12 protein-coding genes are annotated in these 13,265 nt (G+C 67.0%); 7 read left to right on the top strand and 5 right to left on the bottom strand.

Annotated features, from left to right (window positions below; translation table 11 throughout):
• Window positions 1-6: 6 nt before the first annotated feature.
• Together JWS14_RS20620 and JWS14_RS20625 are read right to left on the bottom strand one after the other, a co-directional pair.
• The gene (locus JWS14_RS20620) at window positions 7-1,152 is read right to left on the bottom strand and encodes a serine hydrolase domain-containing protein (protein WP_206016134.1); all 1,146 of its coding nucleotides are present in this window, start codon (window positions 1,150-1,152) and stop codon (window positions 7-9) included.
• On the bottom strand, window positions 1,152-2,540 hold the full coding sequence (locus tag JWS14_RS20625) for an APC family permease (protein WP_206014214.1): 1,389 nt from the start codon (window positions 2,538-2,540) through the stop codon (window positions 1,152-1,154). Before JWS14_RS20625 ends, JWS14_RS20620 begins: the two co-directional genes overlap by 1 nt.
• 141 nt (window positions 2,541-2,681) lie before the next feature.
• Here JWS14_RS20625 and JWS14_RS20630 point away from each other — a divergent pair, with 141 nt between their 5' ends.
• Complete coding sequence (locus tag JWS14_RS20630) at window positions 2,682-3,392, top strand: TetR/AcrR family transcriptional regulator (RefSeq protein ID WP_095865550.1); 711 nt, start codon at window positions 2,682-2,684, stop codon at window positions 3,390-3,392.
• 16 nt (window positions 3,393-3,408) lie between these two features.
• On the opposite strand, the gene JWS14_RS20635 is transcribed toward JWS14_RS20630, so the two are convergent.
• Window positions 3,409-4,374, bottom strand: coding sequence for an alpha/beta hydrolase (locus JWS14_RS20635; protein WP_206014215.1), 966 nt, complete (start codon window positions 4,372-4,374; stop codon window positions 3,409-3,411).
• Between the two features lie 157 nt (window positions 4,375-4,531).
• On the opposite strand from JWS14_RS20635, the gene JWS14_RS20640 reads away from it, so the two are divergent.
• Genes JWS14_RS20640 through JWS14_RS20650 form a run of 3 tightly spaced genes read left to right on the top strand, consistent with a single transcriptional unit; the run spans window position 4,532 to window position 7,315 of the window.
• The gene (locus tag JWS14_RS20640) at window positions 4,532-5,197 is read left to right on the top strand and encodes a hypothetical protein (protein ID WP_206014217.1); all 666 of its coding nucleotides are present in this window, start codon (window positions 4,532-4,534) and stop codon (window positions 5,195-5,197) included.
• Window positions 5,190-6,545, top strand: coding sequence for a glutamine synthetase family protein (locus tag JWS14_RS20645; protein ID WP_095865553.1), 1,356 nt, complete (start codon window positions 5,190-5,192; stop codon window positions 6,543-6,545). The genes JWS14_RS20640 and JWS14_RS20645 overlap by 8 nt, the downstream gene beginning before the upstream one ends.
• Entirely contained in the window at window positions 6,542-7,315 is a 774-nt protein-coding gene (locus tag JWS14_RS20650) for a gamma-glutamyl-gamma-aminobutyrate hydrolase family protein (RefSeq protein ID WP_206014218.1), read from the top strand. Before JWS14_RS20645 ends, JWS14_RS20650 begins: the two co-directional genes overlap by 4 nt.
• Before the next feature lie 66 nt (window positions 7,316-7,381).
• Here JWS14_RS20650 and JWS14_RS20655 read toward each other — a convergent pair whose 3' ends face one another.
• Window positions 7,382-8,059: a TetR/AcrR family transcriptional regulator gene (locus tag JWS14_RS20655; RefSeq protein WP_206014219.1), complete on the bottom strand. Its 678-nt coding sequence runs from the start codon at window positions 8,057-8,059 to the stop codon at window positions 7,382-7,384.
• Between the two features lie 290 nt (window positions 8,060-8,349).
• Here JWS14_RS20655 and JWS14_RS20660 point away from each other — a divergent pair, with 290 nt between their 5' ends.
• Window positions 8,350-9,819, top strand: coding sequence for an MFS transporter (locus JWS14_RS20660; RefSeq protein ID WP_206014220.1), 1,470 nt, complete (start codon window positions 8,350-8,352; stop codon window positions 9,817-9,819).
• A gap of 42 nt (window positions 9,820-9,861) precedes the next feature.
• Here JWS14_RS20660 and JWS14_RS20665 read toward each other — a convergent pair whose 3' ends face one another.
• The gene (locus JWS14_RS20665) at window positions 9,862-10,542 is read right to left on the bottom strand and encodes a TetR/AcrR family transcriptional regulator (RefSeq protein ID WP_095865557.1); all 681 of its coding nucleotides are present in this window, start codon (window positions 10,540-10,542) and stop codon (window positions 9,862-9,864) included.
• 307 nt (window positions 10,543-10,849) lie between these two features.
• Between JWS14_RS20665 and JWS14_RS20670 the strand changes: the two genes are divergently transcribed.
• Both JWS14_RS20670 and JWS14_RS20675 read left to right on the top strand, forming a co-directional pair.
• Complete coding sequence (locus tag JWS14_RS20670) at window positions 10,850-12,472, top strand: class I adenylate-forming enzyme family protein (protein WP_241031420.1); 1,623 nt, start codon at window positions 10,850-10,852, stop codon at window positions 12,470-12,472.
• A gap of 10 nt (window positions 12,473-12,482) precedes the next feature.
• The gene (locus JWS14_RS20675) at window positions 12,483-13,262 is read left to right on the top strand and encodes an enoyl-CoA hydratase/isomerase family protein (protein WP_206014223.1); all 780 of its coding nucleotides are present in this window, start codon (window positions 12,483-12,485) and stop codon (window positions 13,260-13,262) included.
• Window positions 13,263-13,265 lie beyond the last annotated feature (3 nt).

Genomic DNA, 13,265 nt, shown 5'->3' on the forward strand with positions numbered 1-13,265 from the left:
TGCCGGTCAGGCCAGTGATGCCGCGATCGCCTCGGCGGCCGCGAAGCTTGCGTTGTCGAGTTCGTCGTCCACCGGTGTCGGGCACGACGACAGTTTCACCACCACGACGTCTCGGTCGAGGTCGACGTAGATGGATTGGCCGTAGATCCCCAGGCACAGCAGCACTTGCCGATCGGCGTGCGGCACCCAGAACTGGTTGCGGTACATGCCACCCGGCAGTGGCGTCGCGATCGGTGACTCGGCATACGCTGCACGGGAATCGGGCGCGCCGCGCAGGGCGTCCTCAATCCAGGATTGCGGCACCACCTGGTCGGTGGCGTTTCGTCCGCCGCATCGGAGCATCTCGCCGAATCTCGCCACGTCGCGGAGTGTGGCGGCGAGCCCGCCGTCGGCGAATACCGCTCCCGCGCGGTCCACTCCGGCATCCATGTCGTCCGAGGCGATCCGGGACCAGATCAGGCGCGACAGCAGCGACGGCATGCGCTCACCGGCGGCGCGTTCGCAGACCCATCCGAGTACGTCCGTTTCACACGATCGGTATTCGAACGGGCCACCGTGTGGGCGAGCCGCTTTCAGCATCGGAAGGAATCCATACATCGACTGCGGGACCCAATCGTCGACGCGCGGAACCCAGCCGACGGCCTGGTCGAGAAGGCGTACCTCGGCGCCGGGTTCGAGGTACTCCTCCGAGAATCGGATACCCGACCGCATGTCGAGAATGTGCCGCACGGTGGCTCCGGCGTAGCCCGAGTCGGCGAATTCCGGAACATACGCGGTGAGTGGGGCGTCGGGATCCAATGTGCCGGTCGCGATCAGGTTCGCGGCCACCGTGCCGACGATCGACTTGCTCACCGAGAACAGCATGTGGGTCCGGTCGGCGTCGAGATCGCCGGGATACAGCTCCGCGAGCACGGCGCCGCGGTGCAGGACCATGAAGCCGTCGGTGTAGGTGCGCTCGAGGATCGAACGCACGGTCTCGTTGCCGACGGGAAGATCGAGGTCGAGTGCGCCGTCCTCGGGTAGCCGCAACGGTGCGGGGCCTGCCGCGACTCGTGCCGTCGGCACCATCTGGCGCATTCGGCCGAAGGTGTACCGGTTGTGCGGGGGACTCTGCCAATCCGCGAGTGTGACAAGTGGTTCGGTTCCGATCATCATTTCCGGCCCTCGCTGATCTGTGCGGCGGCCACGACATCCTGCTCGTGGGTGAGGTTCATTTCGGGTGTCGGCCGGCGGAATCCGCGAGTGAGCCATACCAGGTAGACGATTCCGACGGCGAGCCAGGAGATGCCCGAGATCAGTGCGTGCTCGCTGAGCTGGGTGATCATGCCCAGCGTCACGGCTGCGCCGATCGCCGGCATCACGACGAAGCGAATTCTGCTCAGCGGCCGGGTCGAGCGATGGCGGACGTAGTAGGCGATGACGCAGAGGTTGACAGCGGTGAACGCCGAGAATGCGCCGAAGTTGATGAATCCTGTTGCGGTTTCGAGGGGCATGTTCATGCCGACGAAGCACATCGCGCCGGTCACCAGCACGCAGAAGATCGGAGTGCGCGTGCGGGCGTTGAGCTTCCCGAACAGGCGACGCGGGAGCACACCGTCCCGGCCCATGATGTACAGCAGTCGGCTCGAACTGAGCTGGACGGCCAGGCACGACGCGGACCCGGCGACGATGCCCGCGAGGTTCGTCCAATCGGCGTAGAACTGGCCACCGACGTCGACCGACATCGTGTACGCCACCGCCTGCGCGTCCTCGAAGACACCGCCGGGGTGGACCAGCTGCATCACGTACGCGACGGTGACGAAGATCAGGCCGCCGATCGCGACGATCCAGATTATGGCTCGCGGGATGTTGCGGGCGGCGTCCTTGGTCTCCTCGGCGAGAGTGGTGACGGCGTCGAACCCGAGGAACGAGTACGCCGCGATGGCCGCGGCGACCGAGATGCCGGACATCATGCTGTTCGAATTCCAGAACGGTTCCGTGTAGGACGCGACGGGGTTGCCCGCGACGAACTTGACGCAATAGGCGAAGAACAGCAACACGAGGAACACCGACACGGCGAGCAACACCCGATTGATGCGGTCGGCGAGCGCGATGCCGATCACGTTCACGGCTGTCGTCAGACCCGCGTTGATCAACATCCACACCCAGATCGGGATGGCGGGGAACTGGGCGTTGAGCAGGATCGACTGTGCCAGCCACGCGACCATCGGCAGGAACAGGTAGTCCAGCAGGATGGCCCATCCCACCAGGAATCCGACCGACGACCCCAGGTTGCGGCGCGCGTAGAAGTACGCCGAACCCGACACCGGACAGATCCGGGCGAGGCGGGCGTAGCTCAGTGCGGTGAGCAGCATCGCCACCGTCGCGACGAGGAACGCGGTGGGCGCCGTGCCCGCGCTCGCCACGGCGATGACGCCGAAAATGATCATGACCAGGCTCGGCGCCATATACGACAGGCCGAATGCCACGACGGACGGAAGCGTCAGTCGCGGGGTCAATCGAGGTTCGTCCGTCGCTGTCGCGGCCTGCGAATCCGTCATGTGAATTCCTCCGTGGAGTGCTGTGATCGACCACACTAAACAGGCATCGCATCGTTGTTGTCAACAGCGTTGACAGTTTTGTTGGCAACGCGGTCGGAAACAGGGATTGCTACGGTGGACGCGGGAATCGAGGGGAGAACGATGGCAAAGGACTCGGCACCTGCGACGACGCCGCGGCCCTCCCGGCGGGAACGCAGGGGTGTGCAACAGGAGGCGGCCGTCGCGGCGGCCTTCGAACTCGCCCGACGCGAAGGTGTCGGTGGGCTGACGATGCGACGGCTCGGCGAAGCGCTGAACGTGGACGCGAGCACGTTGTACAGGCTTTTCCGTGACAAGGACGAGTTGCTGCTCGCCGTCTACGATCACGCGACCGCGATCGAGCTCGACGAGATCGGCGAGGTGAACGAGGACGAGCACTGGCAGGACACGCTGCGGCGGATCGCCGACCGGATCTGGGCGACGGCGGCCCACTCACCGGCGATCGCCGCGCTGACGTTCGCGCGCACGACCGGCGGGCCTGCGGAGCGCCGGATGGTGGAGCTGATTCTCGACACGTTCTCGCGGTCCGGTCTGTCCCGGAGCGCCACCGTCCGGTATTACCGGGCGTTCGTCGACGCTGCGCTCGGGCTCGCGGGCCAGGTCGCCACACTCGCCACCCTGGACCCCGAGATCCAGGCGAAGGACGCGTCGTCGTGGACCCGCATCTACGCCCAGTTGCCCGACGGCGAGTACCCCACCGCCCGTGCCCACATCACCGAACTGACCAGCATCGATCGCCGCGCCGTCTTCGACGTGGTGATCGAGGCGATCCTGGCGGCGGCCGAACGCGAGAGCCGCGAAACCGGTCTGTGAGGCGCTGAGCGACGAGCTATGCCCGCGCGATCTCGCGCAGGTGCAGGCACACCTCGTCGATCGCCTGTTTCGCCTGCGCGAACACACCGATCTCGGTGACGAAACCGTGGAAGACGCCGGCATAGCGGGTCAGCGAGACGGGGACGCCGTCGCGCCGCAGCCGTCCGGCGTATGCCTCGGCGTCGTCCCGGATCGGGTCGACCTCCGCGGTCAGAATCAGGGCAGGCGGCAGGCCGCGCAGCGATGCGGCGCGCATGGGTGCCGCGAGGTGGTCGTCCGCCCGAAGTCCGGGGCCGACGTAGTGGTCCCAGCACCAGCGCGCGTCCACGGTGCTCAGCAGCGGCGCATCGGCGAATTCCGACCACGACGGCGTAGTGAATGTCCCGTCGACGGCGGGGTAGGCAAGGACCTGAGTCGCGGGTAGAGGGCTGCGCTCGTCGCGTCGGTGCAGGCAGAGGGCGGCGGCGAGATTGCCGCCGGCGGAGTCGCCCCCGACCGCGATCATTCCCGGATCGATACCGAACTCCGATGCTGTCCCGGTCAGCCACGCGTAGGCGTCGACGCAGTCTTCCAGCGCTGCCGGGTAGGGGTTCTCGGGAGCCAGCCGATAGTCCAGGGACACGACCGTCCATCCGGATCCGGCGGCGATCGCGCGACACAGCTCGTCGGCTCCCTCCAGGGTTCCCAGGACGAAACCTCCGCCGTGCAGATAGACGAGGGCGGGCGTGTCGCCGTCCGGAGCAGCACTGTTCGCGCGGTACAGGCGAGCCCGGATCGCACCTGCGCGGGTCGGCACGGTCAGTTGTTCGACACGGTCGAGCGGCGTGATCGGCTCGGCAGGTGGAGTCGTGTTCAGGAGCGCCCGGGCCTGCTGCGGTCCCAGCTCCCGGATCGGTTTCTGCAGGGCGTGGGCGATCATCCGGGCCGCGGCCTGCGCATCGCCGTCGAGCAGATTCCACCAGGTGGGCGCGTCGTCGTTCATCTCGGAAACCTCGCAAGTCATTGACAACAAGTGATCTGTGCCTCACCATCATAGTCACGTGACCAAGACGTTTGACTGTGAAGGTCGCATTCCAACTGGGATCCGCTGCTGACGGTGTACCGCGCACATGATCTCGTCGAATCGAAAGGACTGAAGGATGACCGAAACGACGATCGGCCACGCGACATGCGAGGCCGACGCGGTCGACGGGGTCGACATCCGGATCGAGGACGATGCGAGTCCGATCGTCCGGCTGATCGGCCGCACGATCACCGATTCCGTCCGCGCGAACCATGCGGATTCCATCGTGGAGGGGGTGGAAGGCATCGTCGCGGTCCGCTCCCACGACACCCCGCAGGCTGCGACGATCAGCATCTCCAACGGTGTCGTCGCGGTGTCGAGCGGCGTGTTCACCTCACCCGACGTCACCCTGACCGTCGACCTGAACGCGCGGCTCGCCCCGGTCGGCGAGCCCGCGGGCGAGCGCGACCTCGCGGCAACGTCGCTGGCACTGCTGTCGCCGCCGCTGCCGGACTGGCAGGTTGCCGCGGAGGCGTTCTGGGCCGCGGCCCGGTCGGTACCGGGGATCCCCGACGTGCTCGTCGCGGTCGCGGACGGCCCCGACGGATTGGCCCAGCTGGTCGTCGGCGAGGGTGAGACGCACTATGTGATCGCCGGCCCCCCGGAGCTGCTGGCCGGGATCTTCTCGGGCGCCGACGATCTGATCGCCGCCCTGTCCACCGGTCTGATCGGCGTGCGCGGCACGCTCTCTCAGCTGTCGGTGCTCGTCGCCGCATCCTGGAAGGTTCGATACGATGTCTGAAATCACCGCCACCGCAACGGATCGCGATGCCGCCGTCCACACGGTCCGGCTCGAGGCCACCAATCACGATGGCTCGTTCCTCGGAAAGAACGTGGCGCCCAAGAAGTTCGCCGCGAGCGCGGGGTCGGGTTTCGCGTTCGCCGATCTCCTGTTCGGCCTCGATCTGGGCAACGACCCCACGTTTGGATTCGCCTACCCCGACTGGCGTGGGCACCTGGCCGACGTCCAGTTCCGGCCCGACATGTCGACGCTCGTGCAGTGGGAGCCCGGCCTGCAGTCCGTGATCGGTGACTACTGGCAGACCGACGGCACCCCGGTCGGGACCTGTCCGCGTAACCTGGCCCGAAAGCTGGTCGACCGACTCGCAACGCATGGTTTCACGGCCACCGTGGCGGTCGAGATCGAGGCGACCCTGTTCCAGGAGTCCATTCACGAGGCCCGCGCCAAGGGATATCGCGACCTGACGCCGCTCGGCGGTTCCGCCGGAACCGCGTACCACCTCGCGAAATCGAAGGACTGGGTCGACTACATGTCGGCGGTCGCCCGTCGCCTCGAAGAGATCGGCATCGAGTGGGAGGCGTGGAGCGACGAGGACGCGGCAGGCCAGGTCGAACTCAACCTGGTTCCCGGTGACCCGATCTCGGTGTGCGATGCCTGGGCTCGCGCCCGGCAGGTGATGCGCGAGGTGGCCTTCGAACTCGGTCACACCGTGACCTTCATGGCCAAGCCGACGGCCGGATACGGTCAGGCCTCGCACGTCAACCTGTCCCTGCAGCGCGACGGGGTCAACGCGTTCTACGCCGAGGACGGACCCTCGCCGACGATGCGGCACGCGATCGGCGGACTCCTCGCGACGATGCAGGGCGCGACGTCGATCGTGCTCCCACAGATCACCTCGTACCGCCGCCTGGTCGACCTGAGCGGCCCGCCGACGACGGTCACGTGGGGCATCAGCAACAAGACCACCGCGGTGCGTGCGGTGTGCGGGCATCCGGCGTACTCCCGCCTCGAGTACCGGGTTCCCGGTGCCGACGCGAATCTGTACCTCGCGGTCGCGGCCATTCTCGCCGGGGTGATCGCCGGCCTCGACGGCGCGATCGAGCCGCCCGAGCCGGTCAACGACATGGCGTGGTGTGCGCCCGATCTCGAGCGGTTGCCGAACTCCATCACCAAGGCGGCCGCCGCTCTCGAGGCAGATCCGATCCTGCGCGAACAACTCGGGGACGAGTTCGTCGACTACTGGGTGGGTACCCGCCGATGGGAGTGGATGCAGTTCCACACCGCGGGGGGCGATCCGTTCGCCGAGCTCTCGGAATGGGAGTCGGCGCGATACTTCGAGTTCCCGTGAGCACGGAGAACGCGACGCCGGGCACCATCCGGCCGCTGATCGGCATCACCGGCCGGCGGTTCCGGCTGGGGCTGGTCGATGGACTCGACAAGCGTTACGGCCACCTGTTCGCCGACGCCTTCATGTCCGACTTCTCGGACCGGATCGCCAGGGCCGGTGGCATTCCGGTGAACCTGCCTTACGATGCCGACCCGGAGGCACTCTGCCACTGGCTGGCGGGCGTGGTCGTCACCGGAGGCCAGGACGTTCATCCCGCGCGCTGGGGTGGCGACCCGTCGGTGGTCCGGGACGTGGATCCGCGGGACGATCCGATGGTCCACGACCCTGATCGGGACGAGTTCGAGATCGCTCTCGTGCGTGCCGCACTCGCCAGGCCCATTCCGGTACTCGGGGTGTGCCGCGGCCTGCAGATCCTGAACGTCGCTCTCGGTGGCACGCTGATCGCCGACCTCCCGCCCGGCTCCGTCGAGCACCTGTCGGTTTCGCCCCCGCTCACCGACGGTGCCGACGACCACAAGGTGACGTTCGAGCCCGGTTCGATCGCGGAACGGCTGTTCGGTGCCGGCGCGGTGACCAACTCGTGGCACCACCAGGCGGTCGACCGTTGCGGTACCGGCCTCGTGGTCACGGGTCGCGCGGCCGACGGCGTCGTCGAAGCGGTCGAGCTGCCGGGGGCCGCGGTGCTCGGTGTCCAGTGGCATCCCGAGTGGATGGAACGCGACGATCCGGCGCTGAGCTGGATCGTCGCCGAAGGCAACCAGCGGATCTGACCACAAGAGACTGTCGGCCGCCACCGAAAGGGGCGGCCGACAGCTGTCTTTCGGATCAGTGCGGTATCACTCCACGCTCACCCAGGACACGAGCGAGCGCAGGGTTGGCTGGGAGGAGACCGTCGACGCTCGGCCCACCGGCACGGAGGAAGCGCCGAGGTTCGTGGCCATCCACGCGTCGAGCACGCCGAGGGTGAGCTCGATCTGCGGCTCTGCCGATGTGCGGTCGGTAACCAGCCAGTTGAGCGCGAATCCGTCGGACAATACGGACACGATGTACGTCAGTTCGTCGATGGTTCTCGGGTCGACCGACTGGCCCGCAGCGGTAGCGGCGGCGTCGAGGATCGGCCGCATGGTCGCGAATGCCTCGTTGTACACCATCTCGGCCAGCTTGGCCTCCTGGCGCTGGGCCCAGCTGATCAGCTCGACGATTGCCGCGCCGAGATCGGGATTCGCCACGTACCACTCCATTACGCCGCGCAACAGAGCGCGGGCGACGGTCGCTACGTCGCCTTGGACATCGTTGCGCGTCAACACCTCTCGATACTGCGCGTTGACGTACTCGAACACCGCCGCGAACAGCACCTCCTTGGAGGAGAAGCAGTAGTGCAGCGTGGCCAGCGGTGCGTTCGCCTCTTCCGCGATGCGGCGAGTGGTGGCGCCGTCCACCCCGTGGGCGGCGATTACGCGTACGGCTGCCGCCACCAGTTCGGCGCGACGTTCGGCGGCGGGGATGCGAGCCATACGTTCTCCTGTCTGGACAGAGCTGAGCAGATGATCAAGTCGGTTCCCACGTTAGCAGTCGGATCGGAAAGTGAGCTGGCACATCGCCGAGAGGGGCCGCCTCGAGCTGCAGGTAGTGCCATCAAATTTATGAGTCAAACATCTTGATCGTATGACTGACTTGACCTACGGTATGAGCCAGATCACACAGTCGTCGGCGTCCCTTCACTGCGACCAGCCCACTTTCGAAGGAACAGACCCCTCATGACGACGAACGAACTCCCGCGCCTGATCACGAATCGGAGAAACCTATGACAGAGATCCACCCGCAAGCCGGACTCGCCAGTGAGGTTGTCGGTCGCCCTGCGCCGAACAAAGGAGTGCTCATCGGTGTCGGCACGCTGCTGATCGTCCTGACCAACGCCGTCATCTTCATCCTGCCGCCACTGCTGCCGATCATCCAGGCGCAGTACGGCCTTGCCACAGTGGCCGAGACGACGTGGCTGTACACGGCGCTGACCCTCGGCGGGGGAGCGGGCTTCATCCTGCTGCCGCGCCTCGCCGATCTGTACGGCGACCGAAACGCCTCCGTGGCGGCGTCCGCATTCCTGGCGGTCGGCGCGCCCATTCCGGCTGTCGGCGACTCCTATCCGACCCTCCTGGTCGGCTGCATGCTCATGGGCTTCGGTGGTGCGGCGCAGCTGCTTCCGCTCGGCTTCCTGCGTCGCAATCTCGGCGAGGAGGGCATCACGGTGGGCGTCGCGGTTCTGGTAGTCGCCACCGGTGTCGGCATCGTCGTGGGCATGATCGGCGGCGGCTTCATCGTCGAGAGCCTGTCGCTGCGGAGCTTCTTCGTCATCCTCACCGCAGTGTGCGCGGCCACGACCATTGCGTGCTTTGTCACGATCCCACATGCCCCGCCTGCCGAGCGTAACGGCCGCATCGCAGTACTCGGCACGGTGTGGATGATCGCGTGGGTCGCGGCGATCCTGCTGACTCTGACGCAAGGCCTCGTGTGGGGCGTCGCGGCACTCGTTCCGTTGGTGGTCGGCATCGTCGGTGGCATCGCATGGGTGCGCGTCGAGCGCCGGTCGACCTCGGCGGTGTTCGACGTCGCAATGATGAAGACGCCTCTGGTCACCGCGTCGTGCCTGTGCATCGCGTTGTTCGCAGCGGTGAACTCGGCCTTTCTGTTGCTGCTCAGCACGTACGCCCAGATCTCTCCCGAGAATCTTCGGCCCGAAGACTCCTACGGACTCGGGCTCAGCGCGCTGCAGACGGGCTGGCTCATGGCACCCTTCGCGGCGGCGTTCCTGGTCCGCGGAACCGTGCTCGACCGCGCCCTGCTCAACGGCCGTGGTGTCCCCGTCTTCGTCATCGGAGCGCTCACCAGCGCATCGGGGCTGGCCTGGCTCGCCCTGGCGCACGACCAGCAGTGGCAATACCTCGTGGGCGCTGCCGTCATGGGGCTCGGGACCAGAATCGGCTACGCAGCCGGCTTCACCATGGTGCAGATGGCAGTGCCCGAAGAGAAGGCCGGGATGGCGGCCGGTGTCGCCGGCACGTCCATGGCCGTGGGTTTCGCCTTCGGCACGGCACTCGTCAGCGGCGACCTCAGTGCCTCCCTGGTTCCGGTGGTCGGCACCGGCCTCGAGGTCGCGGCAAAGGGCCTCTACGGCACCGGCTACTGGCTGTCGGGCGTTCTCGCCCTGCTCGTCGTGGTGACCGTGCTGATCTCACGCGCCCGGTCCGGTCGACGCGTCGACAGCGCCGTGTTCTGAATCCGTCCCACGCCTGTCTCCACGCTCGGCGTCGAGGGTGCGTCACTCCACGCTCACCCAGGACACCAGCGAACGCAGGGCGTCTTCGGGTGACGCCTTCGCGGCCGGAGCCGCCGGTCTGGGCACATCGCCGACGTTGGCGGCCATCCACGCGTCGAGGACACCCAGGACGAGCTCGATCTGCAGCTCGGCCGCTGTACGGTCGGTGAACACCAGCCAGTTGAGCGCGAATCCGTCGGACAACGTGGACACGATGTAGGCCAGTTCGGCGATCGTTTTCGGGTCGACCGACTGGCCCGCATCGGTCGCGGCGGCCTCGAGGATCGGCCGCATGGTCGCGAATGCTTCGTCGTACACCATCTCGGCCTGCTTGCCCTCCTGACGCTGGGCCCAGCTGATCAGCTCGACGATCGCCGCGCCGAAATCCGGATTCGCCAGGTACCACTCCATCACGCCGCGCAACAGGGCGCGCGCGGTGGTCTCGATGTCACCTTGGACATCGTTGCGCGCCAGCACCTCTCGATACTGCGCGGTGACGTGTTCGAAGACCGCGGCGAACAGCACCTCTTTCGTGGCAAAGCAGTAGTGCAGCGTGGCCAGCGGAGCGTTCGCATCCTGCGCGATGCGGCGTGTGGTCGCGCCGTCCACTCCGTGGGCGGCGATCATGCGCACGGCCGCCGCCACCAATTCGGCGCGACGTTCGGCGGCGGGAATGCGGGCCATGCGTTTCTCCTGTCGAATCAGATGTGAACGACTGATCAAGTCAATGCAAACGCTACCAGTCGGCTGGGCGGGCGAGCTGCCTCATCGCCGAGATGGGAACCCCACGACTCGCAGCGTTTATGGGTATCTAGTCATTTGCCTTGATCATATGACTATGTTCTTCTACGCTATGACTGAGCCCAGTGCCCGGCGCCATCGCGATCGGAGGGGCACGAGCGCACCGCGAAATGCGCCGTCACGACATGAGATCGCGAGCAGCACCCGCATCAACGCCGCATCGCACCCGACAAGTCTGAAGAGGATGACCATGACCGGAGTCGACTCAGTTCGACTGGAACGTGTACCAGCCCTGGCCCGGTTGGCGCAGGACCCGCCGATCGACACCCTCGTCGGCCTGCTGGCGATCCAGGCCCTCAGGTATCCGGACCGCGAGTTCCTCCGGTTCACGGAAGGGTCGTGGACCTTCGGCGAGATCGACGACTGGACGTCACGCCTGGCGCAGCGACTTGTCTGCGAGGACGGGGTCCGCGAAGGCGACCGGGTCGCGATCATGCTGCCCAATGTGGTGCAGTGGCCGGTCGCCTGGCTCGCGATTCTCGCGGCCGGCGGCGTCGCGGTGCCGATCAATTCGTCATATCAGCGCGCAGACCTCGAATTCGTGCTGCGGGATTCCGGCGCCCGGGTGATGGTCACCGACGCCGAACACACCCCACTCGTCGAACAGGTGCGCGCCGCGAACGCCGATCTGGCCGATGTCCGGATCGTCGAAGCCGCCTCGTGCGACGAACTCGCGCAGTATCCGGCGGACAGGCCGGGGGTCGCCATCTCCGGCGAGACGCTCGCGAATCTCCAGTACACCTCGGGCACTACCGGATTCCCGAAGGCGTGCATGCTGACCCACGACTACTGGGTTCGGTTGGGGTGGGTCTGCGCGAGCGCGGCAGGCCTCGGGGCCGACGACGTGGCGCTCACCTCGCAGCCGTTCTCGTACATGGACCCGCAGTGGAACACCTCGCTGTGTCTCACGATCGGCGCACCGCTGGTGGTACTGCCCCGGTTCTCCGCCTCGGGTTTCATGGCGGACGTCCGCAGGCACCGGGCCACATTCTGCTACGTGCTGGGCTCGATGCCCACGCTGCTGTTCAAGCAGGAGCCGAGCCCGCAGGACCGGGACAACGACCTACGCCTCGTGCTGTGCTCGGCAATCCCCGTCGCGCTGCACGCTGAGCTCGAACAGCGTTGGGGTGCACCGTGGCGGGAGATCTTCGGGATGACCGAAAGCGGGGTCGACCTGGTCAGCTTCCCCGAGCGGACGGCCGACGTCGGCAGCGGGCGGCTGGGGCGGCCGGTTCCCACGAAGCAGGTCCGGGTGGTCGATCCGCGGGGCGCGGAGGTTGCCGAGGGAGAATCCGGCGAGCTGATCACCTCGGGCAGACCGATGATGCTGGGCTACTGGAACCGGCCCGAAGACACCGCGCAGGTCCTGCGCGACGGCTGGCTGCACACCGGCGATGTCGCGGTCCGCGAGGCGGGCAGCTACCGCCTGGTGGGCCGGATCAAGGACATGGTCCGCCGCGGCGGCGAGAACATCGCGAGCGCCGAGGTCGAACGCGTCCTGGAGCGCGACGACACTGTCGTCGCGGCAGCGGTGGTCGGCGTCCCGGACGAGCTGTTCGGCGAGGAGGTCAAGGCTTTCGTGCAGCTGGCCACCGGCGTCGACGAGAGCCGCGGAACCGCAGAGCGAATCGTCGACGGCGCGCGAGCCCAGCTGGCACGTTTCAAGGTTCCGCGCTACGTCGAGTTCGTCGCCGATTTCCCGCGCACCCCGTCGGAGCGTGTGTCGAAGCCGGTCCTGAAGGCGCGCTCCGCAGAACACCCGCGCACCACCTACGACCTGCAACCGCCGCGCACCGTCCGCAGCGGTAGCTGAGGAGCCGGACATGACCGAGAACTACCTGGACGTGCACATCGACCGCGACGTCGCCGTGCTCACACTGAACCGTCCGGCGAAGCTGAATGTGATGGACGTGGCCACCCGGGTGAGGTTCGCGCAGACGATCCGCCGGTTCGGGACGGGTGACGTCGTCCGCGGGATCGTGCTCACGGGTGCGGGTCGGGCGTTCTCCGCGGGTGAGGACCTGCAGTCGGTGCCGACCAGCTACGACGAGATTCACGAGGCCTTCGCGACGTTCCACGACATCACCCGCGCGATTCTCGAGACGAAGGTCCCCGTGATCGCGGCCGTGAACGGGATCGCGGTCGGCGGCGCCTCGGAGATCACGTTGTGTTGCGACTCCCGGATCGGCACTCCCGCCGCCGAGTACTACCAGCCGGAGAACCACCGCGGGATCATCATCTCGAACGCCTCGAGCTTCCTCCTGGGTCGCCTGGTTCGGAACCATGCGACGCGAATCATTCTGGCCTCCAGCCAGATCGATGCGGACGAGGCTCTGCGGATCGGGCTGCTCGACGAGATCGTGGCCCCGCAGACACTGGTGGACCGCGCGGTCGAGGTGATCAGGCAGTGGAACTCCGATCCCCGTACCACCGCACTGCACCTGGGTCTGCTGCGGCCGCGGCCCGAAGACATCGAGGCCGCGTTCGCCCGCGAAGACGACGCCGCCCGCCACTCGTGGGAGTCCGGCGCCTTCACCGAGGGCATCGAGGGCTTCTGGGCATCGAAGAACGCGGCGCCGACGGCGCCCACGACGAGCAATTGAGAT

This window comes from Rhodococcus koreensis (genome assembly GCF_017068375.1).
GTDB classification, from domain to species: Bacteria; Actinomycetota; Actinomycetes; order Mycobacteriales; family Mycobacteriaceae; genus Rhodococcus_F; species Rhodococcus_F koreensis.